The 24,687-nt window shown below is 66.8% G+C and carries 23 protein-coding genes and 1 pseudogene; 9 read left to right on the forward strand and 15 right to left on the reverse strand.

The window, feature by feature from the left end:
- Window positions 1–15: 15 nt before the first annotated feature.
- The 5 genes and pseudogenes from NO366_RS00840 to NO366_RS00855 all read right to left on the reverse strand — a co-directional run bounded on the left by NO366_RS00840 (window position 16) and on the right by NO366_RS00855 (window position 4,082).
- Window positions 16–1,158 (reverse strand): anthranilate phosphoribosyltransferase, encoded by a 1,143-nt coding sequence (locus NO366_RS00840; protein ID WP_256532428.1) that lies wholly within the window; start codon window positions 1,156–1,158, stop codon window positions 16–18.
- Window positions 1,155–1,991: a uroporphyrinogen-III C-methyltransferase gene (gene cobA, locus NO366_RS00845; protein WP_256532429.1), complete on the reverse strand. Its 837-nt coding sequence runs from the start codon at window positions 1,989–1,991 to the stop codon at window positions 1,155–1,157. Before cobA ends, NO366_RS00840 begins: the two co-directional genes overlap by 4 nt.
- Window positions 1,988–2,881: a DR2241 family protein gene (locus tag NO366_RS18560; protein ID WP_382274854.1), complete on the reverse strand. Its 894-nt coding sequence runs from the start codon at window positions 2,879–2,881 to the stop codon at window positions 1,988–1,990. The genes cobA and NO366_RS18560 overlap by 4 nt, the downstream gene beginning before the upstream one ends.
- A gap of 36 nt (window positions 2,882–2,917) precedes the next feature.
- A pseudogene (locus tag NO366_RS18565) lies at window positions 2,918–3,778 on the reverse strand (CbiX/SirB N-terminal domain-containing protein); the annotation flags it as partial.
- A complete protein-coding gene (locus NO366_RS00855; protein ID WP_256534066.1) occupies window positions 3,771–4,082 on the reverse strand; it encodes a hypothetical protein in 312 nt (103 codons plus the stop codon). The gene NO366_RS00855 and the pseudogene NO366_RS18565, both read right to left, overlap by 8 nt.
- Before the next feature lie 629 nt (window positions 4,083–4,711).
- On the opposite strand from NO366_RS00855, the gene NO366_RS00860 reads away from it, so the two are divergent.
- From NO366_RS00860 to NO366_RS00870, 3 genes are all read left to right on the forward strand, one after another.
- Window positions 4,712–6,430, forward strand: coding sequence for a nitrite/sulfite reductase (locus NO366_RS00860; protein ID WP_256532431.1), 1,719 nt, complete (start codon window positions 4,712–4,714; stop codon window positions 6,428–6,430).
- Entirely contained in the window at window positions 6,423–7,862 is a 1,440-nt protein-coding gene (locus NO366_RS00865; RefSeq protein WP_256532432.1) for a Coenzyme F420 hydrogenase/dehydrogenase, beta subunit C-terminal domain, read from the forward strand. The genes NO366_RS00860 and NO366_RS00865 overlap by 8 nt, the downstream gene beginning before the upstream one ends.
- 200 nt (window positions 7,863–8,062) lie before the next feature.
- Window positions 8,063–10,033, forward strand: coding sequence for an aconitate hydratase (locus NO366_RS00870; RefSeq protein WP_256532433.1), 1,971 nt, complete (start codon window positions 8,063–8,065; stop codon window positions 10,031–10,033).
- Between the two features lie 119 nt (window positions 10,034–10,152).
- Here the strand turns inward: NO366_RS00870 and NO366_RS00875 are convergent, their stop codons facing one another.
- Both NO366_RS00875 and NO366_RS00880 read right to left on the reverse strand, forming a co-directional pair.
- Window positions 10,153–11,106 (reverse strand): hypothetical protein, encoded by a 954-nt coding sequence (locus NO366_RS00875; protein ID WP_256532434.1) that lies wholly within the window; start codon window positions 11,104–11,106, stop codon window positions 10,153–10,155.
- Window positions 11,103–11,711 carry a DUF7344 domain-containing protein gene (locus NO366_RS00880; protein WP_256532435.1) on the reverse strand — a complete coding sequence of 203 codons (609 nt, stop codon included), beginning with the start codon at window positions 11,709–11,711 and terminating at the stop codon, window positions 11,103–11,105. The genes NO366_RS00875 and NO366_RS00880 overlap by 4 nt, the downstream gene beginning before the upstream one ends.
- A 346-nt stretch (window positions 11,712–12,057) precedes the next feature.
- Here NO366_RS00880 and NO366_RS00885 point away from each other — a divergent pair, with 346 nt between their 5' ends.
- The 5 genes from NO366_RS00885 to NO366_RS00905 all read left to right on the forward strand — a co-directional run bounded on the left by NO366_RS00885 (window position 12,058) and on the right by NO366_RS00905 (window position 16,045).
- On the forward strand, window positions 12,058–12,570 hold the full coding sequence (locus NO366_RS00885) for a DUF1102 domain-containing protein (protein ID WP_256532436.1): 513 nt from the start codon (window positions 12,058–12,060) through the stop codon (window positions 12,568–12,570).
- 4 nt (window positions 12,571–12,574) lie between these two features.
- Window positions 12,575–13,144, forward strand: a complete 570-nt coding sequence (locus NO366_RS00890) for a hypothetical protein (RefSeq protein ID WP_256532437.1) — start codon at window positions 12,575–12,577, stop codon at window positions 13,142–13,144.
- A gap of 3 nt (window positions 13,145–13,147) precedes the next feature.
- Entirely contained in the window at window positions 13,148–13,270 is a 123-nt protein-coding gene (locus NO366_RS00895; RefSeq protein WP_256532438.1) for a hypothetical protein, read from the forward strand.
- Between the two features lie 155 nt (window positions 13,271–13,425).
- Entirely contained in the window at window positions 13,426–14,577 is a 1,152-nt protein-coding gene (locus tag NO366_RS00900) for a S24/S26 family peptidase (protein ID WP_256532439.1), read from the forward strand.
- A gap of 4 nt (window positions 14,578–14,581) precedes the next feature.
- The gene (locus NO366_RS00905; protein WP_256532440.1) at window positions 14,582–16,045 is read left to right on the forward strand and encodes a DUF5305 domain-containing protein; all 1,464 of its coding nucleotides are present in this window, start codon (window positions 14,582–14,584) and stop codon (window positions 16,043–16,045) included.
- Between the two features lie 21 nt (window positions 16,046–16,066).
- Here the strand turns inward: NO366_RS00905 and NO366_RS00910 are convergent, their stop codons facing one another.
- Window positions 16,067–16,924, reverse strand: coding sequence for a VOC family protein (locus NO366_RS00910; RefSeq protein ID WP_256532441.1), 858 nt, complete (start codon window positions 16,922–16,924; stop codon window positions 16,067–16,069).
- Window positions 16,925–17,276: 352 nt separating this feature from the next.
- Window positions 17,277–18,533, reverse strand: coding sequence for an MBL fold metallo-hydrolase (locus NO366_RS00915; RefSeq protein WP_256532442.1), 1,257 nt, complete (start codon window positions 18,531–18,533; stop codon window positions 17,277–17,279).
- Window positions 18,534–18,665: 132 nt separating this feature from the next.
- Between NO366_RS00915 and NO366_RS00920 the strand changes: the two genes are divergently transcribed.
- The gene (locus NO366_RS00920) at window positions 18,666–19,730 is read left to right on the forward strand and encodes a M48 family metalloprotease (protein WP_256532443.1); all 1,065 of its coding nucleotides are present in this window, start codon (window positions 18,666–18,668) and stop codon (window positions 19,728–19,730) included.
- 54 nt (window positions 19,731–19,784) lie between these two features.
- On the opposite strand, the gene NO366_RS00925 is transcribed toward NO366_RS00920, so the two are convergent.
- From NO366_RS00925 to flaJ, 6 genes are all read right to left on the reverse strand, one after another.
- Window positions 19,785–20,066, reverse strand: a complete 282-nt coding sequence (locus tag NO366_RS00925) for a WNWW family protein (protein ID WP_256532444.1) — start codon at window positions 20,064–20,066, stop codon at window positions 19,785–19,787.
- A gap of 147 nt (window positions 20,067–20,213) precedes the next feature.
- A complete protein-coding gene (locus tag NO366_RS00930) occupies window positions 20,214–20,648 on the reverse strand; it encodes a DUF7112 family protein (RefSeq protein WP_256532445.1) in 435 nt (144 codons plus the stop codon).
- A gap of 17 nt (window positions 20,649–20,665) precedes the next feature.
- Window positions 20,666–21,070, reverse strand: a complete 405-nt coding sequence (locus tag NO366_RS00935; RefSeq protein WP_256532446.1) for a 30S ribosomal protein S6e — start codon at window positions 21,068–21,070, stop codon at window positions 20,666–20,668.
- Between the two features lie 145 nt (window positions 21,071–21,215).
- Window positions 21,216–21,719, reverse strand: a complete 504-nt coding sequence (locus tag NO366_RS00940; RefSeq protein WP_256532447.1) for a PadR family transcriptional regulator — start codon at window positions 21,717–21,719, stop codon at window positions 21,216–21,218.
- Between the two features lie 446 nt (window positions 21,720–22,165).
- A complete protein-coding gene (locus NO366_RS00945) occupies window positions 22,166–22,633 on the reverse strand; it encodes a FlaD/FlaE family flagellar protein (RefSeq protein WP_256532448.1) in 468 nt (155 codons plus the stop codon).
- Window positions 22,634–22,963: 330 nt separating this feature from the next.
- The gene (gene flaJ, locus NO366_RS00950) at window positions 22,964–24,685 is read right to left on the reverse strand and encodes an archaellar assembly protein FlaJ (protein ID WP_256532449.1); all 1,722 of its coding nucleotides are present in this window, start codon (window positions 24,683–24,685) and stop codon (window positions 22,964–22,966) included.
- Window positions 24,686–24,687: the final 2 nt, after the last annotated feature.

The following is a 24,687-nucleotide window of genomic DNA, read 5'->3' on the forward strand; positions in this document are numbered from 1 at the left end:
CTCCGGACCGAATCGTCACGGGGTGTGGTCAACCGGACCGGATCGACACGGGACGTGGTCCGCCGGATCGAACCCTTCCAGCGTAGCGAGCACCGCGTCGGCCCGACCGTCAGCGATAGCGTCGCGCGCCCGGTCGACCGCCGTCGAGAGCGTCGACGCGTCTCCGCGGGCGTAGATCCGAACGCCGGCGTTCAGGGAGACGACGTCCGCCGCGGCGTCCCGTCGCTCGCCGCGGACGACCTCTCGAGCGAGTCGGGCGCCGTCGGCCGCGAGGTCGTCGCCGGGAGACGGGACGTCGCCGGCCACGCCGAATTCACCGGTTTCGATCTCGGAGAGTTCGACGGTCTGGTCCTCGGTCCCGCTCCCGGTGTCGACCGCCGACGGGCCGTTCCCGCGGGCGGTCCACTCCACGAGTCGGACCGTCCCCGGGCGCACGTCGTCGGACCCTTCCTGGCCGTTGACCATCACGACCCGATCGACGGCGAGCGTCCGGCTCTCGCGGAACGTCGCGATCATCCGCTCCGCGAAGGGGCGGTGGAAGAACGAGCCGAGGTGGACGTCGGTCTCCGTCGGGTTCGCGAGCGTCTCGATCGTGTTGACAAACGTCCTGAGGCCGAGGGCTCGCCGACGGTCGAGGAGCGCGTGAAGGCCCGGATTGAACCGCACGGCGTCGTAGAATCCGAACCCGATCTCGTCGACCATAGCCGCGCTGGCCGCGGGCGAGAGGTCGGTCCGGACGCCGAGTTCGTCGAGGACGTGTCGATAGGTGACGCCGTCCGTCGTCGGAACCCGGTCGGCGCTGTGGACCGCGACGGGCGTCCCGGCGGCGGCCGCGACGATCCCGCTCGCGACACCCAGCGGCGGAGTGTCGGCTTTCCCGTCGTAGTTCGCGCCGATATCAACGGGGTCGGTGTCCGGGACGGCCGGCTCGACGGACGCCGTTCGCATTGCGTCGACGAAGGCGGCCAGTTCGGTCGGCGTATTACCCTTCCACCGGTTCGCGATCCAGAAGCCGCCCAGCACTGTCGGGTCCGGCTCGCCGGTCAGGATACCCTCCATGGCGGCGAACGCCTGCTCGTAGGTCATGTCCGAGGACGATCGCGGTCCGGATCCAACGACGTCGCTCAGCAGCCGATCGAGGGGCGAGTCCCCGCTCATCGGGACCCTCCGTCCGACAGCACCACGCCGGTGCTGGCCCTCGCGTTCTCGACCGTTCGGGCGGATCGCACACGGTCGATCACCCGATCACGGACGGCGACCACGTCGCCGACGACGGTGACCGCCGGCGGTTCGATTCCGGCGTCGGTCGCACGCGCCACGATCGTCGAGAGCGTCCCGGTGACGGTGGACTCGTCGTCCCAGGTCGCCTTCTCGACCATCGCGACCGGCGTGTCGGCCGAGAGGTCGTGTTCCCGGAGGGTCGCGACGATCTCCGGCAGTCGCCCGACGCCCATGAGGACGACGAGCGTGCCGCCCGCTGCGACGGTATCGGCCAGCGCCGCCCAGTCGAGGGCGCTCTCGGCTTTGGTCGGGTCCTCGTGGCCAGTGACGACCGTCAGGCTGGAGGCGTGGTCACGGTGCGTGACGGGAATGCCCGCGACGGCCGGCGCGGCGACGGCGCTCGTCACCCCGGGGACGACCTCGACGTCGACGCCGGCGGCCGCGAGGAACTCGGCCTCCTCGCCTCCGCGGCCGAAGACGTACGGATCGCCACCCTTCAGGCGAACCACCGCCCGGCCTCGCCTCGCCAACCGGACCAGCAGTCGATTGATCTCGTCCTGCGTGGCTCGCTCGCCGGCGCCAGCCGCTCGCTTTCCGACGTCGACGACGTCCGCCGACGCCGGGACGGTATCGAGGAGCGCGTCGGTGACCAGCGCGTCGTGGAGGATCACGTCCGCCTCGTCGAGTCGACGGCGCGCCGTCACGGTCAAGAGGTCGGGGTCGCCCGGTCCCGCGCCGACCAGCGCCACCGATCCCGCGGCGCCGCTCATCGGTCGACACCCCGGTCGGACGAGCCGTCGACGACCGACTCACGCGCCCGCTCCAGAACCATCGAGCAGGGTTCGCGACAGGGAAACGTCCCGTTCCCTCGCGGGACGTCGACGGACTCTTTGTCGTCGTACTCCCAGCGCCGGCGCTTCAGACACGCGTCGTCTACACAGCACGTGCGGACGACGGCGTCGAGCGCCGATCGGTCGAGCGCGGCGACCCGATCGTAGATTCCCGTCTGCCGGTCGGCGGTCACCCGGAAGTGGGTGACGTCGAGCGACCCCTCGCACTCGCGGGCCCAGTCGGTGATCGTCGCCGGGTAGACGGTTTCGACGGCACGGGCCAGCGTGGCCCCGTCGAGACCGGGACAGTACCAGCCGGTCGGGAGCGTCGGTGCCGATCGGAGCGGGCGGAATTCGCCCTCGTCGTCGAAGCGAATCCGATCGCGAAGGTCTCGCAGACGATCGAGCCTGTCGAGTGCGGCGGGGTTCGCGTCGCGATCGGCCTCGTTGCGCAGTTCGTACGTTCGGGAGCCGTCGACCATCGTGGACGCGGTGATCAGCAGTTCGCCCCACGTGCGCGCCACCCGTCCGCCCGACGGTGTCCGTCGGACGGTCACCCCCGCTCGCGATTCTTCCCGATCCGAAGTCGCCGGGGACGACCGTCGGGACGTGGCCCCCGTCGGAGTGGCCGCACCACCGGATTCGATCCACCGCAAAAACGCCCGACTGGATCGGGAATTTGGCTCACCGGGAGCAGGACGCAGCGCCGGTCCGGCTCCGGTCGGTCTGGCGTCGGTCGACGTCGGGCGAGCACTCCCAGGGGAAGTGCGATTACCACTCGCTGTCGAGTCGCAACGACCGTTCGCCGACGAGTCACAGCGACCATTCACCGACGAGTTGCAGCGACCGTTCGCCGACGAGCCGCTGCGATCGGTCGTCGACGGTTCGTCGGCACGGCCGAGTTCGCCATCCTCGCCAGCGGCTACCTCCCTGGCCCGGTCGAAGATCACGTCCGCGATGCGAGGATCGGTCCCGACAGGGCCGGCATACCAGACGCGGCAACCGTCTACGTCGGCCGGGACCGCGTACTCGTCGCCGGGTCCGTCGGCTAGGCCCGCGACCGCCGGAACGTCCGCCCGGGCGTGCCGGCCCGCGGCGACGAACAGCGGAACCAGCACCACCTCGTCGGTCGCGAAGTGGTCGGTCAGCGTGCCGACCGAGGGCGACTCGTCCAGGTAGAGCGCTCGCACCTCGTCGAACCGGTCCCGGTCCCGGATCCGCGTCGCGTGTTCGCGGGCCGCCGCCGCGCTGTTCTCGTTGCGTTCGGTGCCGTGAGCGACGATCGCGAGGCCGAGCTCGTCGCCGATGGGTCGGTCGCCCGCGACGCGATCGGCCCGTTCGACGACGATGTCGGTCACCGCGTCGTGCGTCCCCACGGGCGACGTGTACCTGACGGTGCCGCCCAGGTCCGGCGTGGATTGCCCCGTCAGGCCGAGTTCGCGAGGGATCACGTCCTCCGTGAAGTATCCCGCCGCCACGAACAACGGGACGACGACCGCGGCGTCGGTCTCGACGGTCCGCAGGACCGACCGCGGCGACGGCGCTTCCTTCCAGAGGGCCGTTCGAACGTCGGCGAAGACGCCGCGATCACGGAGGCCGTCGGCGTGCGCGTAGACAGGGGCCGCCGATCGAGCGTCGTGGTGCGAGCCGTGGCCGACGATCACGAGCGTCGTCGACGCGAGCGACGCGGACGAACCGACGCGCCGCCCCGAGACGCCCTCAGGCATCGTCATCCCGCCGTTCGGCGAGGTGTTCCCAGATCTCCGTACAGCCGCTCCCGACGGGAACGTCACGGAGATGGGCGGCGGCGTCCGCCCGCTCGTCGCGTTCCTCGTCCGCCCGCTCGTCGTCCGGCTGCAGATCGCAGTCTCCGTCCGTCCGTTCGTCGGCATCGGTCGTCCGTCCGGCGCGGTCCGCAGACGCGTCTCCACCGCCTGACGCGCCCGCACCGTCCCATTCGTCCGATCCGTTCGCCCCGTCCGCGCACGGGTCGGCGGCCGAACCCGGTTCCGGATCCGGTTCGCCCGTCACGGTCGATCACCATGGCGGTTCGTATCGTCGGGCGCCGATCTCAGCGGTCGCGTCCTGCAAGGTCGATGCGTCGGCATGGAAGAGCAGTCGCGTCGACCGTCTATAGGAGGTCTCACCGCGTCACGTCTGTCCGGCGAACCGCCACCGGGTCGATAATTGCCGCCACCCGCGACGTACCGAGCGGACGATCTGGGAACGAATCCAAAGAAAATAGGACGCCAATACCGGATCGATCGAGAGTCGACGCAGAGTCGATTCAGAAGCGAAGCCGATACACGAGCGACGCGACGGATTCTGTTCGCTCCATGCGTCGCCGGCGGACATCCCGTGCGGCCGCCCGAGAATCGACCCGACGAATCGACGCCGGTCGGTTCGAAACAGCCGGACTGTACGGGTCCAAGGCCCGACCGACACTCCCCGGTGGCGGGCGACCGTCCGCCGCAGACGGGGCGAGTCGTCGGCAAGTGTTGCCACCGTTTCCAACCCCTGTCAGTTCGTGCCTGGACGCCCAGCTACATCCACCGGGCTTGCGATTGGCCGGTCACGATGACTCACGCAGGAGCGATCGAGTCCGTGACCGCAGTACCGTCCGATCGGGAGCTGACGTCGGTCTCCGGGGTGATCCGGCCGTGAACGCCGTCGAGGCGTACAAGCGGGAGAAGCACCCGCTCGACGTGATCGAGGACGTACGGGAGTACGCCGAGGCCGGGTTGTCGTTCGCGGAGATCGAAGCGCGGGCGGGCGACGGCGAGTGGGAGCGGCTGAAGTGGGCCGGCATGTACGCCCACGGGAAGCAGGACGACTACTTCATGCTGCGGACGAAGGCGCCGGGCGGGTTCGTTACCCCGGAGCAGGCCGAGGTCGTCGGCGAGGTCGCCGACGAGTACGCCACGGCACCCGAGGCGTTCGGCGGCGAACAGCAAAACGAGCTCTGGGGCGACGCCTTCCTCGACCTCACGACGCGACAGGACTTCCAGATGCACTGGATCGAAGTCGAGGACGTGCCCGAGATCTGGGAGCGCTACGACGAGGTCGGCCTCTCGACGATCCAGGGTTGTGGCGACTCCGCACGGAACGTGCTCGGCTGTCCCGCCGCCGGGCTGGACGACCACGAGTGTTTCGACGCCCAGCCGGTCGTCGACGCGGTGACGGACTTCTTCACCGGGAACCGCGAGTACGCGAACCTTCCCCGGAAGTTCAAGATGACAATAACGGGGTGTAAACACGACTGCGCGCAGTCCCAGATCAACGACGTCGGGCTGACGCCGGCCAAGAAGGACCTCGGCGGGGAGCCCCACTACGGCTTCCACGCCCGCGTCGGCGGCGGCCTCTCGGACGGGCCGCGGATGGCATCAGATCTCGACGTGTTCGTCCGCCCCGAGGACGCCGTGGAGTTCTGCCGCGCGGTCGCCCAGACGTTCAAGGAACTCGGCGACCGGACTAACCGGGGCGTCTGCCGGATGCGCTATCTCGTCGAGCAGATGGGACCCGACGCGTTCGAGGACGCCGTCCGGGACCGGTGTGCTGTCGACCTCCGCGAGCGCGGCGTCGACCGCACCGAGGGCTACGTCGGCGATCACGTCGGCGTTCACGACCAGCGCGAGGACGGCCTCACGTACGTCGGCTTCAACGTCGTCGGCGGTCGGATGGGCGGCGACGAGTTCGTCCAGGCCGCCCGCGCCGCCCGAGAGTACGGCACCGACGACGCGTCCATCCGACTCGCGACCGACCAGAATTTCCTGATCACCCACGTCCCCGAAGAGAACGTCGATGACTTGCTCGCCGAGCCGTTCGCCGCCGACTACCAGCCCGATCCCGGGCCGTTCTCCCGCGGCGCGGTCGGGTGTACGGGCAGCGAGTTCTGCAACTACGGCATCATCGAGACGAAAAAGCGCACGAAACGATGGGCGCGCGAACTCGACGAGCGGATCGACACCCCCGACGACCTCGAGGTCGTCCGGGTGCACATGTCGGGCTGTTCCGCGTCCTGCGCCCAGCCCCAGATCGCGGATATCGGCTTCCGCGGCGAGACCGTGAAGGTCGACGGCGACGAACTCGCCGGGGACGTGACGACCAACGAGGAGGGCGACGCCATCGTGGAGGGCATGGACGTCGGGCTCGGCGGGGCTCTCGGCGGCGACAACGGCTTCCTCGACTGGGTGGAGACGGCCGTGCCGGCTGCTGCCGTCGTCCCCGCCCTCGAATCGCTCTTCGAGGCCTACGTCGACGACCGGCTCGACGGCGAACGCTTCTACGAGTGGAGCCGCCGGACTGACAATGAACACTTGCGGACGATCATGCGCCGGGCGGACGCGCCGGTCTCCCGCGGGGTGGCTCACGATGACTGAGCGCGACGAGCCGGGCGTCCTAGCGGAGCCGACCAATGTCGACGAGCCGACGGACGCTGACGTCCGGACCGACGGCGGTTCGCGGCCGATTAACGTCGACGAATCGGGGAATCTCGGCGACGTCGCGTTCACCGAGCCCGCGGTCGGGCAAAGTCAGGACGTGGACAGTCCGGGTGCGGATCCGACGGCCAGACCCGGCGTGCCTGAGGGTGTCGAACTCGACACGCCCAGCTACGCGATCCGCTCGTCGATGAACGACATCGACACGCCGGACGCAAAGACGTGGTTCATGGAACTGGACGAGGCCGTCATCGAGGCGGATCGCTGTATCCAGTGTGGGACCTGCGTCGCGGCCTGTCCGTCGGATTCCATCGGGATCGGCGACGACGGGAAACCGGAGCTGGTGAAGATGTGCACCGGCTGTTCGATGTGCTGGGACTTCTGTCCGCGGGGCGGGCTGCGCTACGAGCGCCAGTGGAAGATCACGGGCGGCGACGACAACGTCTCCGGCGCCGGCGACCCCATCACGGAGTTCTCCGCGCGGGTCACCGAAGACTGGCGCCGCGGTGCCCAGGACGGCGGCGTCGTCACGTCGATCCTCTCGCACCTGCTCGACGCGGGCGAGATCGACGGCGCGCTCGTCGCCACCGAGTCCGACGAGGATCCCTGGAAGGCCGAATCCGTCCTGGCGACGACCCGCGAGGAACTGATCGAGAGTGCCGGGTCGTTCTACAACCAGACGATGGCCCTGGGCACCCTCGACCTCTCGCGGTGGGAGCACAAGCTGCCCGACAGAGATCCCGCGGACCTCAGCCTCGCCGTCGTCGGCACGCCCTGCGAGATCGAGGGGATCCGCGCGCTGCAGGACTTCGACTGGGACCTGCAGGCCCAGGAGGCGGGCCTCCAAGCCGTCGAGTACCGCATCGCGCTCATGTGTACGAAAAACTTCAACTACCAGCGGCTCCTCGGCGACGAACTCGAATCGAAACGAGGGATCTCGCCCGACGAGATCGGCAAGATGGACGTCATCGAGGGCGAGATGCGCGTCTACGACGAGGATCTGGAGCCCCTCCTCGCGGAGGACGTCGCGGACTTCCACGACGCCACGCTGAAGGGCTGTGACGAGTGCGCCGACTTCACCGGCTACACGGCGGACCTGACCGTCGGCTCCGTCGGTTCCTCCGACGAGTTCTCCTCCGTCATCGTCCGCACCGAACGCGGCCTGCAGGCGTGGGAACTCGCCGAGCCCGACCTCGAGTACCACGATCTCGAGGACCGAAGCGCCATCGGAAAACTCCAGAGCTGGGACAAGAAGCAGGCGTTCGAGTCGCTCGAACGGCCGTTCGACCCCGACGCACCGCGGTTCATCGAGTACGCCGACCACGCCGAGTGGTACGAGACCGAACTGAACCCCCACGAAGCGGATCACTGAGAGAGCGCCGGCGACCGGTCGATCTGCCGCGTCGTGTCCGCGTATCCGAGAACTGGCGGACCCCGTGCCAGACTCGACCCACGTTTGCAGAGTTTCTGCCGCAAATATTGCTCAGAATTGGACGTTTATACTATTCACTATCCGCGATATGCGACGAACACGCTGGTTTTATGCCCCCTCACGGCCGATTTCGTGGTGCTATGGGACAAACGCTCACCGAAAAGATTCTCGATGACCACCTCGTCGAGGGCGACCTCCAGACGGGCGAGGAGATCGGTATCGAGATCGATCAGGTACTCACACAGGACACCACGGGAACGATGGTCTGGCTACAGTTCGAGGCGATGGGGCTGGACGAGGTCCAGACCGAGATCGCCGCCCAGTACTGCGACCACCAGACCTACCAGTTCGACTTCAAGAACACCGACGACCACCGCTTCCTGCGCTCCGCTGCCGGCACCTACGGCGCCCACTTCTCTCGCCCCGGCAACGGTATCTGTCACAACGTCCACCGGGAGAACTTCGCCGCCCCCGGCAAGACGCTGCTCGGTTCCGACTCCCACACCCCCACGCCGGGCGGCCTCGGCGAACTCGCCATCGGCGCCGGCGGGATCGACGTCACCGTCGCGATGGGCGGTGCGCCGTACTACATCGAGATGCCCGAAGTCGTCAACGTTCGCCTCGAAGGCGAACTGCCCGACTGGGCGACCGCGAAGGACGTCATCCTCGAACTCCTGCGACGCCTCACCGTGAAGGGCGGCGTCGGCAAGATTCTGGAGTACACGGGCCCGGGCGTCGAGACGCTCACCGCCCCCGAGCGGATGACGATCACGAACATGGGCACCGAACTCGGTGCGACCTCCTCTATCTTCCCGACGGACGAACAGACCGAGGACTACTTAGAACGCGTCGGCCGCGGCGGCGAGTACGTCCCGCTCCAGCCCGACGACGACGCCGAGTACGACGACGAGATCGTCGTCGACCTCTCGGACCTCGAACCGCTGATCGCAGAGCCGTCGATGCCGGACAAGGTCGTCCCCGTCAGCGAAGTCGCCGGCACCGACGTCGACCAGGTCATCGTCGGCTCCTGTACGAACGGCGCCTACGAGGACGTCCTCCCGGCCGCGAAGATGCTCGAGGGTCGCGAGGTCAACAAGAAGACCGAGATGATCGTCGCTCCCGGCTCGAAGCAGGCCTCGGAACTGCTCGCCCGACAGGGCTGGGTCGCGGAGATGATGGCCGCCGGCGTCAACTTCTCCGAGGCGACCTGCGGCGCCTGCATCGGCATCGGCCACGTCCCGGCCTCCGACTCCGTCTCGGTGCGAACCTTCAACCGCAACTTCGAGGGTCGTTCCGGCATCGAGGACGACAACGTCTACCTCTGCTCGCCGGAAGTCGCCGCCGCTGCCGCGCTCAAAGGCGAGATCGTCGATCCACGCGACCTGTCCGACGAACTCGGCGACCTCGAGGCGCCCGGCTTCGAACTCGCCGAGGAGTACGACGCCTCGAAGGCCGACCTCATCACCCCCGACGAGGCCGTCGACGACGAGCTCGTCAAGGGCCCGAACATCGGCGAGGTACCCCTGCGCGACGGGATCGACGAGGACATCGCGGGTGAGGTCCTGCTCAAGATGGACGACAACATCACGACGGACCACATCATCCCCGCGACGCAGGACATCCTGATGTACCGCTCGAACATCGACAAGCTCTCCGAGTTCACCCTCAGCCGCGTCGACGAGACGTTCGCCGACCGCGCGGCCGAGGCCGACGGCGGCGTCCTGCTCGCCGGCGAGAACTACGGGCAGGGCTCCTCGCGCGAACACGCCGCGATGTGCCCGATGCACCTGGGCGTCGAGGCCGTCCTCGCCCAGAGCTTCGCCCGGATCCACCGCGCGAACCTCTTCAACTTCGGCATCGTCCCGCTCGTCATCGACGAGGACGCCTACGACGGCATCGACCAGGGCGACGAGGTCGAGATCGTCGAGGACGTCGAATCCGGCGTCTCCGAGGGTCGCTCGGAGTTCACCGTGACGGTCAACGGCGACGAGGAGTACACCGCGACGCTCGACGCCTCCCAGCGCGAGCGCGACATCCTCGCCGCCGGCGGCAAGCTCTCCTGGACCAAAGCGCAGGCCGAGGAGGGCGGGGCCGCCACCGCAGACGACTGAGGCGATTCTCGTTTTCGGATTCGGCCACGGGCCGCAGCATCCGCACGGTCCACTGTGTTCGGCCGACTGTATCGTAGGCGTGGATCGAGATCCTCGATATCTGCGTGACATCGCGTTCCTCAGGAGTCTCGGCTCGGGAGCGACACGGTGACGACCGAAACCGTGTCGGCGATGTCTTCTTCGCCGAGGGCGATCGCGTAGGACGAGTGAGCCGAGGAGCCTGTGCTCGGTCCGTCCTCGAGGGTGCGAGTGACGGCAGTGACGTCGGGAGTCGTTTCGACTGAGAGGGAAGCCGGTGGGCGATCAGCGAGCGCCGAGAGAGGCTCGTCGACCGCCCAGGACAACGACTCGTCGACGCCATCGTCGGATGGCCCGGCCACGGAGACGGTCGGGCGTGCGATCGACGGCGTCGGTTCGACGACGAGTACCAGCCGCCCGGGACGGCGCGAGGGAAAGGCCGTACAGTCGCGCCGCACTCCCCTCGTGCGATCGGAGACGACGAGCGAGACGGTATCCGATCGATCGCACCGATAGAGTGAGAGGAGGTAGGCCCGGTCCGTGACCCTCGCAAACGGTGCCGCGTCGACGGTGATCGACCGCCGTGCCTCCGCAGTCGTCGTACCGGTGACCGTCCGGGCCCGGATCCGAATCGCGTCGGTGACGGTCGTCTCGTCATCGCCAGGCGACACGGCGACCGTGTGCGCGGTCCCTGGCTCGATAGCGGTAAGTTCGAGCGATCGGGTGCTCTCACAGAGACAGCCCTCCGGCGCGGCGCGTCGAAATCCCAGTCGGTGGCTCGCCGAATCGAGAGTGACGGTGACGGCCGTCGACAGCTGGTTGGCGACAGCAAACGTCGCCGGCGCCGGCCGCGCCCGGTCGGTCTCGAAGAGCTGTCCGGCCGTCACGATGCCGTCTCCGTCTTCGATGAGACCGAGGTACGCGTCGGCGTCGTCAGCGACGGCGATCGGACTTTCGCGCTCGATTTCCGAGGTTGGCGAGCCGAGCGATCGGGTGAGCAAGAGCGTTCCCGACCCGACCAGCCCCATCGTCGCGGCACGTCTCGTGTAATTCACGGTCGATCACCCTCGTATCCGATGTCGATCGGGTCCTCGTCGATCCCGAGCCGGGACCGTCGCGAGTAGAACCGGTGTGCGAGCGCGAACACGCCGAACGACACGACGGCGAAGACGGAGCCCCCGTACGGTGGAAGCACCGAAAACGGGAACACCGAGAGGGCCGAGGCGGTGATGACGAGTCCGGAGAACACGGCCAGGCCGAGGTAGTAATCGCTCCAGGGGTGGTCCCGTCCGTGGACGACATCCATGTAAATCTCGACGTCTTCGAGCGCGGGCGTCGGCGTGACCGTCCCCCGCTCACGATCGAACGAGACGACGCCCGATTTATCGAGTTTCGGCAAATGTGATTGCTGTAGCGCCGTGTAAACACGTTTTCTATCGGAACTCGACACCTCCTCGTAGTCGAGGCCGTCCTCCCACGCCGCGATCTCCTGTGAAAGCGTGCCGATCTCGAGTGGTTCGTCCTCGCGGACGAGCGCGTGGAGGATGTGACGCCGTCGCTTGTTTGCCAGCAGTTCGAACAGTTCACCCTCGGTCAGGTGATCGTCTGGCGACGGTTGTGCCCCTGCCCTGGCGTGTGTGTCACGAATTGCGCTTCCCATTCGAAGAAAAAGAGTACGATGCATACCATAAACGTACGTGATTATCTCATTGTATAAATTACAACTGATAGCTGTATACTGTCTATTGATATTCGATAAATTTCTCACTTACCGCCAGTATTCCTCGAAATTCCGCTGTTCGAGTGACGTCGAGAGCGTGCACGGTGTGGACCGGATCCGACTATCACGAGTCGTTGACTGTCGGTCAATCGATCGTATCGGGCGACCGGCTGCGTACAGTCCGCCGTTGACTACCGGTCAACCCGAACGGGAATTACTTCCACGATCGTATTACAATATCACCTGCCAGTATCTGTCGATTCGCCCTTCGAGGGGCGAGATCACCATGCAACGACGAAAATTCGTCATCGGAATGGGAGCACTGGCATCGGGCGCGGCAGCGACCATCGGAACTGGGGCGTTTACCTCCGTGACTGCCGCCCGCGACATCGACGTCGAGGTCGCCGACGACGCTTCTGCGTACCTGCGACTGAAAGGGGCCAACTCGCACTACGTCGTCGACGACGGTGTGGGCGGGACGCTCGAGATCGACCTCAGCGGGGACAACCCGACGCCTGCAGGCGGCACGGGTGTGAACCCGAACGCCGTGACCGAGTTCGGCGACCTCTTCGAGATCGCGAACCAGGGGACCCAGACGGTCACCGTCGAGGCGTCGAAGATGGGACCGCACCCGGACGCCGTCACGTTCGAGGACGGAAACGGCACGTCGCTCTCGGACGGTATCGAACTCGATCCGGGTGAGAGTGCCATGATCAGCCTCACCGTGGATACGACGGACGGTTCGATCGGCCACGACGAGATGCTGATCGACTCGGTCGTCTTCCACGCGGTGGCCTGAGACGATGGATCGACGAACCTTCGTCCTGAGCGCGGGTGCCGTCGCTGCCGGCGGGGGTCTCGTGCTCGGAACCGGAGCATTCGACAGCGTCCAGGCGGAACGAGACGTCACGGTCGCCGTCGCCGACGATCCCGACGGCTACCTCAGCATCAGACCGTACAACGGACCGAACGGGAACTACGCCACCCTGACGGACGGCGAGCTCGCGATCGACCTGACCGACGGCAACGGAAACGTCGCCGGCGAGGGCATCAACACGAACGCTATCACCGGGATCGCGAACCTGTTTACCCTCGAGAATCAGGGGACGCAGACGGTCGATCTGGGCGTGACACCGGTCGCGTTTCTCGACGTCGACTTCGGCGGCTTCCCGCCAGCGGTCCTCGGCGTCCTGCTCGTGCCGCAGCTGAGCTGGGGTGACTGGCAGTTCGACCCGGTCGACCAGTCGATAACGATCCCCGACATCGGACCCGGCGATGCGGTTCACTTCACGCTCGCCGCTATCGCCTTCCCGGACGGCGCGATCGACGACGTCGAGATCGACGACGAACTCGAGATAACCGCGGAGGCCTGACCGATGAAACCAGCACCAACGCTCGAAGACTACGAGGAACTGGCCGGCGTCGAGATCGATCTGTCCGAGCACGACATCGACAGGGAGACCATCAACGCCGAACTGGAACGCCTCTACGAGGCGTAATCGAGCCGGGAGTGGGAACTTCCCCCGTTCCGCGACTCGTAGACATCCGATCAGACGGATCGGGTTCTCGGCCGATCAGTCGTCGAAATTTCTCGATACATGGTATTAGTAGTAAGGCTTATAGCCATTTGTGTTAAATACTGTTTTGACCCTCGATGGTCGGTGCGAGATTGCAGCGAGTCCTCCTGCTCGTCGTCGGCATCGTCGTCTGTACCCTGCTACTCGGACAGCTACTCGGCCAGCCGATTCTCCTCGGGTTCGTCGAGACCGGGAGCATGCAGCCGAGTCTCGAACCGGGCGACGGATTCGTCGCGATCCCGGCCGTCGTCGCCGACGACCCGGAACCGGGCGACGTCGTCGTCTTCGACGCTCGCACGATCCAGGGTGGCGGCCTGACGACGCATCGAATCGTCGACGAAACCGACGCCGGATACGTGACCCACGGGGACGCGAATCCGTTTACCGATCAGGACGGCGGTGAGCCGCCGGTACAGGACTCCCAGATCGTCGCGACGGTCTGGCAGGTCGACGGTGAAATCGTGTCGATTCCGTCCCTCGGCACGGCCAGTACGTCCCTCACCCGACTGTTCGACGTCGCGGGCGAGACCGTTTCGGGTGCGGTCGGTGCTCGCTCCGCCATCGGATCGACGGGAGCGGCAGTGGTGGTTTTCGTCCTCTCGACGCTGTGGTACGGTATCGAACTGGTTCGCGAACGAGGGGAACCGAGGGAGACGTCTCGGTTCGACGGGGGCGAACGCGAGCGACTCGATCCACGCTACATCTGTGTGGGATTCACGCTGCTCGTCCTCGTCGCCGCCGCCGCGGCCATGTTCGTCCCGGCCGGAGCCACACACTACGACATCGTGAGTGCCGAGTTCGACTCCGAGGACGAGACGGTGATCAGACAGGGGACGACACAGGAGACGGGCTACGCGGTAGCGAATGGGGGTTTCGTCCCGATCGTCTCGTACGTCGACAGCGGCGAGTACGTCCGGACACCGGCCGAACGGACGACAGTCGGACCGCGATCGGAGTCCGAGATACCGATCGCGATCACCGCACCCGACGAGACGGGGTTCTATCCGACCTCGGTGACCGAGTACCGATACCTCCAGGTCGTTCCTCCGTCGGCGATCGACGCTCTCTACGACGTCCATCCAAACCTCCCACACCTGGTCATCCTCGGCCTTCTCGGGGGCGCCACGTACGGTCTCGGCAGGGTGGCACTCGGTCGGACGGACACTCGACCGAGACGACGGCGCTCGACCAGAACCGAGCGATCGCGACGAGGAGTGGACCGACGGTGACCGAATGACCTTCGACATGACACCCCAGCCGGACGAATCGACGGCGTCGAGACGGCTCCGTGTGCGCGCATTCCTCGACGAGTACCGACTCCATCTGGTGGTAGGACTTCTCCTGGTCGTCCTGATCGGTGGCTGGCTGAGTTACGGCGCGTACGCCGCCCAGTCCGAGACGACGGAGCAGCGAGCCGTCGACACCTGGTCGCTCACCGGAGCGTTCGACCACGGCGGTGAGGTCACCGAATCGACGACGCTCTATCGGCAGGGAACACGTCTCGAGGATAGACCGCGATACTTCACCGCCGTCACGCCCACCCTCGACGGCGAGTATGGCCTGTCCTACGAGGCCTCGAGCGGAACGGCCGACGTCGACCTGGCGGTAACGCGAGTCGTCCGCTCGGTGGACGGGGAGACGGTCTTCTGGACGTCGACGGATCCGGTCGCGACGGTCAATCGGACCGGCGTGGGCCCGGGCGAGGCAGTCACCGTCCACGTCGAGGTATCCGTCGCCGAGACGATCGACCGAATCGAGACGATCGAATCGGAGCTCGGAGCGAGACCCGGCGAGACCGAGGTGTTCCTCCAGGTCACCGCCTCCGTCGACGGCACGGTGTCGGGATCGCAGCGGTCGGTCGTCGAGCGCCACCGCATCCCCATCGCGATCGACGGCGGCTCGTACGCGGTCGAAGACGAGCGGTTCGAGGAGGCCTATCGGGACACGGAGACCGTCGCCGTGACCGCGCACTCGGGATCGCTTCGGTCCGTCGGCGGCCCGCTCCTCCTGGTCGGCGGGCTCGCAGGACTCGGGGGCGTCGCCGTCGCGTCGCGGCGGCTTCGTCGACCGACGGCAGTCGAACGCGAGTGGCTCGCGTATCGGGACGACGTCGAGACCCACGGCGACCTCGTGACGACGGCCAGCCTCCCACCCGCCGTCTCGGATCGCCCACAGGCGCCGGTCGATTCCCTGGCGGAACTGGCACACCTCGCGATCGATCTTCGGGCTGCCCTGCACTACGACCCGATCGAAGAACAGTACATCGTTATCTGCGACGAGGTCTGTTACCGGTTCGAACCCCCGTCAGCGCCGTGGAACCGCAAAGAACGAATCGGTGACGGCACCCGGGCCGGAGCCGGCGAGCGCGCGTCGACTGACGCAGGTATCGCCTTCCCGCCCGGCGAGGGCGTGGCGGACGACGCGTCGACACGGTCCGACGCCGAGCCGACGCACACCATCGCTATCGACCGGACGGGATCTGCCACCGATGCCGAAGAGGCGTCCGCCGATGCGCCCGGTTTGAACGCGAACGCGTTCACAGTGGACGGAATGCCCGTGTACTCGGGGACGGGTACCGAGACGGGAGACGAATCGGGGGACCGCCCCTCCAAATCCGACGATTCCAGCGCACGGAGTTCCGATCGTGACTCGCTCGAAGTCGAACCGGCGGTCGACACCGACGCGACGGATCCGTGAGCCGGGTGATCGCCCACCCGCTCAGGCCGTTCGAAGCCGAAGGCCGATCCCGTCGGGGTCGGCGAACGCGATCCCGTCGTCGGTCTCGGTGACGGACACGCCGGCATCTGACAGCCCATCCCGTGCGTCAGAGACGGTCGCGCGGTCGGAAACGGTGAACTCGAACCAGTCGAGACCACGGCCACCGGCGGGGTCGGATCGGCCGTTCCACGCGTTCAGTCCGACGTGGTGGTGATAGTCGCCCATCGAGCAGAAGACGGCGCCGCGAGTCGCCAGTTGAACCCGCAGGCCGAGCGTGTCGGCGTAGAAGGAGCGGGCGGCGTCGAGGTCGGTCGTCTCCAGGTGGACGTGACCGATCGTCGTCCCCGACGGAGCGGCGCCGGTCCCGTCTGAGTCCGCGCGGAGGGCATCCAGGTCGAGCGGGAGCGTGCGCATCGTGATCGAACCGTCGTCGGCCCGCGGCCAGGCGTCACGCGGCCTGTCGGCGTATATCTCGACGCCGTTGCCCTCGGGATCGGAGAGGTACAGCGCCTCGCTCACGTCGTGATCGGAGGCGCCCGACAGCTCCCACGCTCCCGCGCCGTTCCCGTCCCTTTCGATGCGTTCGAGGGCCGCCCCCAGCGCCGCCCGGGACGGGACCCGGAACGCGGTGTGGAAGAGACCAGCCCGGGTCGGCCCCCGTGGCGGGACATCCTCGTCCAACCGGAGGACGAGGAGCGCCGTTCCGTCGACGCCGAGCGTGGCTGTGGTATCGGTTCGTGACTGGACGGTGAGGCCGACGATCGCTCGGTAGAAGTCGACGAGTTCGTCGAGATCGCCGACGCGAAGGGCCGCGCGACCGATGCGAGCGTCCGCCGGGACGAGTGGTGTTCGTGTCATCTGTGAGTGGTATCTGCGCGGAATCGTCGCCGATATCGTCGTGTTGGTTCGTTCGGTTTCTTCGGCAGTACCGGCACGTTCGGTCACCTCAGTAATGCCGGCACGTTCGGTCACCTCGGTAGTACCGGCACGTTCGGTCACCTCAGTAGTGCCGGCACGTTCGGTCACCTCGGTAGTACCGGCACGTTCGGTCACCTCTGCAGTACCCGCACGTGCGGCGACCCCGACACGAGTTGCGACGATGCGTGCGGTCGGACTGGACTAGACGGCTCCAGCCGTGTTTACTTTCGCGGCCGGCGGTGTAACCAGGTCACACGGGCGTTACCGGTCCACGTCCGGCCCAGTCGGTCGCTCACAGCGCACAGCGGTCACCGAGTTCCGGCGCGGCGGCGTCGTACCCGGCGCCGCAGAGGTCGCTCGCGAACCGCTCGCACCGATCGCCGTGGTTTACCAGGATCGTGGCGTCGGCGTACGCGTCGAGGAAGTCGCGGAGACCGTTCCGGTCGGCGTGCGCGGAGAAGTCGTAGTGCTCGGCTCGCGCGCTGATGGGCATCAGTTGCCCGTCGATCTCCGCGCTTCCCGTCTCCAGGAGTTCGCGGCCCGGCGTTCCGTCTACCTGATACCCGGTGAAGGTGATCTTGTTGACCGGGTGGGTGCGGATCTCGGGGACGTACGTCATCGCGGGACCCCCGTGGAGCATCCCGCTCGTGGTGACGATGACGGTACTCTGGGCGGCGATCCGCTTACGTTGGCCAGTACGGCCGGTGACGAACCGGGCGTTGGCGGTCGCCCGGCGGAGCACGTCCGGGTCTCGCAGGAACTCCCGGTTTCGCGGCCGGGTGAGGAGCTCCGCGACGCGCGTTCCCATGCCGTCGGCGTAACACTCGACGTCGTGTGCGGCGCAGATGGCAAGCACCTCCTGGGTCCGGCCGATGGCGAACGCGGGGACGACGACCGTCCCGCCCTCCCAGAGCGTCGTCCGGAGGCTCTCGACGAACGCGGACTCGATCGCCGACCGCGGCTCGCGCTCGGTGTCCGCGTACGTGCTCTCGACGATCACCGCGTCGGCCTCGGGTCGTGCCGTCGTCCCCGCGAGCAGCTGCTGATCCTCGGTGTGGAAGTCGCCGGAGTAGAACAGTCGCGTCTCGCCGTCGTCGACGAGGACGTGGGCGCTGCCCGGGATGTGGCCGGCGTCGTAGAACGTGACGTCGTAGCCCCCGTCGTCGGCGCCCCCGAGGACCGAGAACGGTTCGCGGTACCCGTGCGTGGTCGACACCTGGGTGAGACGGGCGATCTCGGCCTCGGTGAACGGGCAGTCGTACGTACCACCGTGGAGGTCGAGGGTGTCCCTGGCCAGTAAGAGTGCGAGGTCGCGCGTCGGTGACGTCCAGTAGACCGGTGGGCGAGCGTCACCCGAGAGCAGCGAGGGGAGCGAGCCGACGTGGTCCAGGTGACCGTGGCTCACCACGACGGCGTCGGGGTCGGGCTCACGGATCGGAAATCGCGGCGGATCCCCGGAGTCCATCCCGTAGTCGAGCAGGAGTCTGTCGTCGACGAGGATGGCACTCCGACCGATCTCGCGCGCCCCGCCGAGGAACTCGACGTCCATCTGGGCCGACTAGGGGCGAGCGCCGTTTGGGTTCGTCGGTTTCCCGGTCGGTGCGTTTCGATACTGTCCGGCCGCTCCGACGTCCGCCAGAGAGGAACGTTTTTGGTGAGTCTCTCCGAGTCTCCACGCGGAGTGTCAGTGATTCGACGTGGCACACTCGAGTGGGAGACCGACCGGGGACTGCAGGTCCGAATGGCCCTCGCGCTCGCCCTTCTGGTGGCGTTTCCGTTCGCGTTCGTGGTGACCCTGGAGTGGGCACTATCGACGATCGTACCCGCGGTCACGGCGTCGCTCACCGGCGTCGATCCCGGGATGGACGTCGTCGTCGACCGGCGGGTCCTCGTGGTCGCGGTCGTGGGCGGGCTCCTCGGCCAGTACGCGTTCGGCGATCGGCTCGCGTTGCGGTCGCTGGGGGCGCGACCCGCACCGGCGGACGAGTATCCGGACCTCCACGAATCCACGCGCCTGCTGGCCCACCAGGCCGGTCTGTCGCCGCCGGACCTCGCCGTGGTCGAGTCGGACGCGCCGAACGCGTTCACGACCGGGCGGTCCACGGACTCGGCGACAGTCGTCGTCACGACCGGTCTGCTCGAGTCCCTCGATCCGGCCGAACGCGAGGCCGTCCTCGCTCACGAACTCGCCCACGTCGTCAACCGGGACGCGACGGTGATGACGGTCGCGTACCTCCTCCCGACGCTCACGTACCTCGTCGCCACGAGCGCCTACACCGTCCTCCGGACGGTCTTTCGGTCGCTGCGGTTTCTGGACACCGACCACGACGGCGGGGGTCGGGCGCTCGCGGCCGTCATCGTCGTCATCGTCACTACGACGCTCGTCACGGTCGCCGTCGCCGCGCTCTTCTGGATCGCGAGTTTCCTCCTCTACCGGCTACTCTGTCGGTACCGCGAACACGCCGCCGATCGCGGCGCGGCACACCTGACGGGGGATCCGCTCGCGCTCGCGAGCGCGCTCGCGACGACCGACTCGGAGCTCGCCGACGCGCCGGATCGGGATCTGCGCACCTTAGACGGCGGCGTCGAAGCGCTGTACGTCGCGCCGCTCGACTTCGCGCAGTTCACCGAGGAGGGTGACGACGGCCTGCTGAGCACAGACCTGTTTCCCGACACGCACCCGGACACGGCCGACCGAATCGAGCGATTGCAGGCCCTGGCAGCCGACGTCGAAGCGCCGGCCTGATCGCCGTCCGCGCGCGGCCGTCGGCCACTCCGTCACAGACCGCACCGCCCCGACTCAGTCCGGCCGAAATCGCCTGACGCCGAACTGGCCGTACCCGCCGTAGGCGACCTCCAGTGCGCCGATCCACCAGTTCCACCGATCGGCTGGCGTGCCGTCGGGCGCGTCGGCGAGTTCGTCTAGGATCACGTCGATCGAGAGCGCCACGCCGACGTCGGCCTCGTACCGGCCGCTATCGGCGAGGTCGACGGCCTGACGGACGACGACCCGCGACTCGCCCGTCGTCCCGCCGAACGTGTCGCGAAGGCGGAGTTCGAGGCGGCCGGGATCGAGAGACACGGTTGGCGGTACGCGTGCGAGATACTTGGACGAATCGGGTGTTGTATGAACCGGGCGTTGGACGAATCTGGCGTTGTGTGAACCGGGCGTTGGACGATTCGAGCGGTGGACGAACCGGGCGATTCGCTCGGCCAGAGCGTGGGCGAGTCACTCGTCCAGATCCTCGGCGATCGAGGCGAGCGAGTCCGACGGCGGTTCTTTGGCGGCGTAGACGGCGGACTCGCCGGGCGTCCGGAGGCCGTAGTAGAAGTTCGGTTCGACGACGTCGAGTAGCGCCGACGAGCCGTCGTCGACGCCGTTGTCGTCGAGCCACCGTTCGAGGAGGTTCGTCCCCTCGCCCGGATTGCGGGCGTACCGGGGCGTCTCGTAGACGCCGGTGATCGAGCGAGTGTCGCCGTCGATGGCACGGTCGACGCGGGCCGAACGCTCCTCACCGTCGAGAACGAGGCGAACGACGTCGTCCGCAGGGACGGTCGCGGACTCCTCGGCGGGGAGCTCGAGCCGGTGGCCGGTCGCGGTGGCGACGCACGTCGTTCGTAGCGTCTCCACCGACGGGTGATCGCTCGGGATGCGGTCTGCCACGAGAAGACGCCTCCGGGTTACTCCTCGGCCTCGTCGTCGCCCTCGCCGAGCAGCTCGTCGATCGCGGTCGAACCGGACTCGACGACGGTGGCGTTGATCTGGCTCACGTCGTCTGCGATCTCGCGACCACGGACCGTAATGCGCCGTCGCTCGCCGTCGCGTCGCTGGTGGTAGCCCGTCGATGACTCGTGCATCATGACCTCGGTCAGCGCCGAGCCGGCGACGCCCTCGTGCAGCGGCCGGCCGGTCTCGTCGGAACCACCCGTGATCTCGAGCGTGTAGCCGTCGAGTCCGAGTGCACTGCCGTCGACCTCCTCACCGATCGACTTGCCCATGAACCGATTCGCGTCCTGTCCGTCGGCTTCGAGCTGGTAGGCCAGCCCCGAGTCCGGGTCGCCGACGACGACGTTGAAGGTTGCCATGCCTGGGACAACTCGGCCGCCGCTCAAAAGGACATCGAACCGAGTCGACCGGCGACACGGTCGGTCGCACGATGTGGCGTGCGCCACGGAGCGCTATCGGAGCGACGCGCCGTCGGAGCGACGGACCGGAGAGAGCGAGTGGTCTTCAGAGCCGCGGCAGGAACGCGTAGAGTAACAGACCGAAGGCGAGGTGCTGGACCATCGTTCGTTCGACGCGGCCCCGGACGGCCGACTCGTCGTCGATGGCGTACTCCTTGGTCCTGACCTTCGCGTGCATCGAGAGCACCTCTTCGTCTTCGAGCCCGTGAAGGCTCGGGTAGACGGTTCCCGGACTGAGCTGCGTGCCGAAGAACTGCGAGAGGTCCGAGAGGAGCTGCTTACCGTGGGTCTCTCCGTGCAGGGAGATGAGCATGAGCAGCACCTCTTCTAAGTTCTCCTTGACGATCGCCTCGTCGAACTGGACGTCGTCCGTCGGAAGTGCGCCGCGGACCTGGTCCATGAGATCGTCGACGTCGGCTTCGATGTCGTCAGTAGCGTCCTCGACGGTGCCGATCGAGATGTCGTACGAGGGAGTCGACTCGTCGCTCCCGGTCACCGTCGCCAGGTTGTCTAGCACCGATTTCGTGTCGTTGGGGGTCGTATCTCGCATGGTCCGATCACCTGTCGGGGGAGCCCGTTCGACGGGGGTCGACGACGGCTCCGCGTCCGAAGTACACCACCAGAGGAACGGATGGGTTATAAAAAATATGGCCATTCCCACATCCGAATATCCACCGGAATGGCACAAAATACCACGATCAGAGGTCTTTAGAGATGTTACCTCCCACAATTTACCCACCAGTCGCTATTATTCCACATGCAGTCGTAAACCCGGTTGATTCCGGGTCGCTGGTACGTTCGCCGGCGACAGATCCCGGGTTCGGACGTGACACCCCGTATGGAGGAGACGGTCACCCCGATACAGTCCCGATCGGGGGTCCTGTGCGACCGGATCGATCGCTGCACTGGAGAACGTGGGAGAACGGGCCACCAGCGGTATATGTCGGGGCGGAGGACGACCGTCGCGTCAGCGTCTCGTCGCACGATCACCCCGCCTCAGCCGGAGACGGAGGCGTCGTCACGAATGACGCTGACGAGTTGCCCACCGCCGCCGTCCTCGTCGTCGGACTCGTCGTCGATCCGGCGATCGACGCGTCGTTCGGCCATCCGGGCGACCATGACGTGTTCTTCGAGGTCGTCGCCGTTGATCCGCGAGATGTACTCGAGCGATTGCGCGTGCGCGCCGAAGAGGGTTCCCGAGAGCGATTCGAGCGGGTACTCGAGTGTCGCCGGCTCGTCGTAGCGTTTGTTGTGAATCTCGCCAAGCGACAGGCCGCGAAGGTAGGAGGTCATCTGTTCGCGCACGAGCGGACTGATCCAGTCCAGATCCTCGTAGTACCGCAGGCAGTTGAGCGCACCGGTCGTGCCGAACGTCTCGCCGAGGAAGCGAGCCCACTTGATCGTGGCGTCGGTTCGACCGACCGACTGTTCTAAGCTTTCGAGGATCGGGGTAGATTTCGTCATGGTGACGACCAGGGTACGCGTCTAGAGCGGAACGCGACCAAAGTAGGTTCGCCTCGTATCGAGCCCTGAGTCGAACCGCGAACCGGAATCGGGACGATCCAGGCTCCCACACGTCCCCGAGTGTATCTCGAGCGGAGGGATCCGTGGCCGCTCGCAGGCGTCCGAGTCCCGGCAGGGACCCTGACGGCGGTCCCAGTTTCGGTACGAAGACCGGCAGAAGACCAGACGGCGGCCCCTCCGGCGTTCGGAGGCGTTCTCGCACGCATACGACGCCGGTGGCGACGTATGCAGTGACGACGTCGCACGCTGACGTCGTATCTAGTCGTGACGTCAGACGCTGATGACGGCGTTGACGACGTATTCGGTTGCGACGGCGACGACTGCTCCAAGCCAGGTCAGAAAGACGAACGTGACGAGCCCGGAGATGAGGTGTCCGCGGTCGGTCAACCGGATCATAACCGCCGAGAGCGCCGCGTTGATGAGGATCGTCACGATGAGCAGGTACTCGATCACGACCAGGTTGTACTGACCCGTCTGGAGGAGGTTCCCGACGAGTTGCGGGTCCAAGTCCATCCCCTCGGTGATTTCCATCATCACCGCGACGACCTCCAGTCCGATGAAGAACGAGAAGACCGTCGACGCCGTGATACCGAACAGGACGCCGGTGAGCGTGGTCGTCGCCTGCTGGCGTTTCTCTCTGACCTTGAGGACCTCCCGCTGGTTGGCGCTGATGAGCTGCCCGAGCAGGCGGGGATTGCCCCCCATCTGTCGACCGACGACGTACATGTCTCCGAACTTCTGGATCAGGTACGACCCCGTCTCCGCGGCGAAGAGCCGCCAGGAACGGACGTCGTCGACTCGCATGTGAAGGCGCTTGTAGAGCGCGTCCACGTTGCCGGTCAGCGCGCCGAAGTCCTTCTTTCGCAGCGTCGAGAGGACGTTCGACGTCGAGGTCTGCTTGACGCTCTCGACGGCGCCAAGCGCGCGGATGAACGAGGGAAACTCCTGGTCGCGCTCTTTGACCTTCTTCTCCTCCTGGCGCATCCGCCAGCCGGGGAGCAACAGCGGCGTCACGGGAATCGCGGCCATGATCGGCGTCGGTATCCTGTCGGGCGCGACCGGCGTGACACCGAGCAACACCGCAAGGACGACGACGCCCAGCAGCAGGCAACCGCCGAAGCCGAGGACGAGCGCGCGCGGGATGCGTTCGGTCGGGCCGCCGCCCGCCGTCTTCTCGATGTACCAGAGCGGATCGTACGGCGAGACGACGTGGATCGCGTAGACGAACGCGGCCTGGACGATGGTGAACATGAGGATCGTCGTCCCGATGAGCAGCGTCGGGTTCATCCCGATCAGGATCGGGAGGACGATAGCGAAGACGAGGATGAACGCCAGCGAGAGCATCATCGACATGTACAGTTCCTTCATCACGTCGAGTTTGGCGAGGTCGGACTCGTACCGGGTCGTAAACTGCTGGATCATGGTGTCTTGCTCCTCGACGAGGAAGTCGCTGATCTCCTGGCCCGCGCCGACGGTGTAGGCGAGCCGTTCGAGGAAGTCTGATAGGAGCGGACTCGACACCTGCTTCGCCCGCATCCGGCAGGCGTCGTCTAAGCTCTGATTCCAGGTGTCGACCAGCGCGACGAGGTAGCCCATCTCCTCCGCGAGCGCCTGATACTCCTCTTCCTCGGCGAGGATGCGGAAGATCTCCACCCGGTTGATGTTCGCCATCGAGAGGACCGTGATGTGGGTCAAGAACAGGTGAAAGCGCTGGCGCACCTGGGCTCGCCGCCGGTCCTGTGCCAGTTTCGGATAGATGACAGCGGTGACCAGCGCGAGCAATCCGAACCCGATCAAGGGCCCGGCGACGAACAGCGGGAGGCCGACGACGAACGGGGCGACGAGCGATCCGACGAACAGTCCCACCGCGGGAGTGATGACGAGGAGGAGGTACCGCTCGATCGACATCCCCATCGTCTCGTAGGCCCGCCAGATCGAGAACGCGAGCGAGCGGGCACTCAGGTCCGGTTGTATCTGGGTGTCGGTCGACATTG

Source organism: Halovivax cerinus, from assembly GCF_024498195.1.
Taxonomy (GTDB): Archaea; Halobacteriota; Halobacteria; order Halobacteriales; family Natrialbaceae; genus Halovivax; species Halovivax cerinus.

Excerpts from the sequence above, each read along its gene's own strand:
- NO366_RS00840 (WP_256532428.1), bottom strand. The coding sequence starts at position 1,158 with ATGAGCGGGGACTCGCCCCTCGATCGGCTGCTGAGCGACGTCGTTGGA.
- cobA (WP_256532429.1), bottom strand. The coding sequence starts at position 1,991 with ATGAGCGGCGCCGCGGGATCGGTGGCGCTGGTCGGCGCGGGACCGGGC.
- NO366_RS00865 (WP_256532432.1), top strand. The coding sequence starts at position 6,423 with ATGACTGAGCGCGACGAGCCGGGCGTCCTAGCGGAGCCGACCAATGTC.
- NO366_RS00870 (WP_256532433.1), top strand. The coding sequence starts at position 8,063 with ATGGGACAAACGCTCACCGAAAAGATTCTCGATGACCACCTCGTCGAG.
- NO366_RS00880 (WP_256532435.1), bottom strand. The coding sequence starts at position 11,711 with ATGGGAAGCGCAATTCGTGACACACACGCCAGGGCAGGGGCACAACCG.
- NO366_RS00885 (WP_256532436.1), top strand. The coding sequence starts at position 12,058 with ATGCAACGACGAAAATTCGTCATCGGAATGGGAGCACTGGCATCGGGC.
- NO366_RS00890 (WP_256532437.1), top strand. The coding sequence starts at position 12,575 with ATGGATCGACGAACCTTCGTCCTGAGCGCGGGTGCCGTCGCTGCCGGC.
- NO366_RS00895 (WP_256532438.1), top strand. The coding sequence starts at position 13,148 with ATGAAACCAGCACCAACGCTCGAAGACTACGAGGAACTGGCCGGCGTC.
- NO366_RS00900 (WP_256532439.1), top strand. The coding sequence starts at position 13,426 with ATGGTCGGTGCGAGATTGCAGCGAGTCCTCCTGCTCGTCGTCGGCATC.
- NO366_RS00905 (WP_256532440.1), top strand. The coding sequence starts at position 14,582 with ATGACCTTCGACATGACACCCCAGCCGGACGAATCGACGGCGTCGAGA.
- NO366_RS00910 (WP_256532441.1), bottom strand. The coding sequence starts at position 16,924 with ATGACACGAACACCACTCGTCCCGGCGGACGCTCGCATCGGTCGCGCG.
- NO366_RS00915 (WP_256532442.1), bottom strand. The coding sequence starts at position 18,533 with ATGGACGTCGAGTTCCTCGGCGGGGCGCGCGAGATCGGTCGGAGTGCC.
- NO366_RS00935 (WP_256532446.1), bottom strand. The coding sequence starts at position 21,070 with ATGGCAACCTTCAACGTCGTCGTCGGCGACCCGGACTCGGGGCTGGCC.
- NO366_RS00940 (WP_256532447.1), bottom strand. The coding sequence starts at position 21,719 with ATGCGAGATACGACCCCCAACGACACGAAATCGGTGCTAGACAACCTG.
- NO366_RS00945 (WP_256532448.1), bottom strand. The coding sequence starts at position 22,633 with ATGACGAAATCTACCCCGATCCTCGAAAGCTTAGAACAGTCGGTCGGT.
- flaJ (WP_256532449.1), bottom strand. The coding sequence starts at position 24,685 with ATGTCGACCGACACCCAGATACAACCGGACCTGAGTGCCCGCTCGCTC.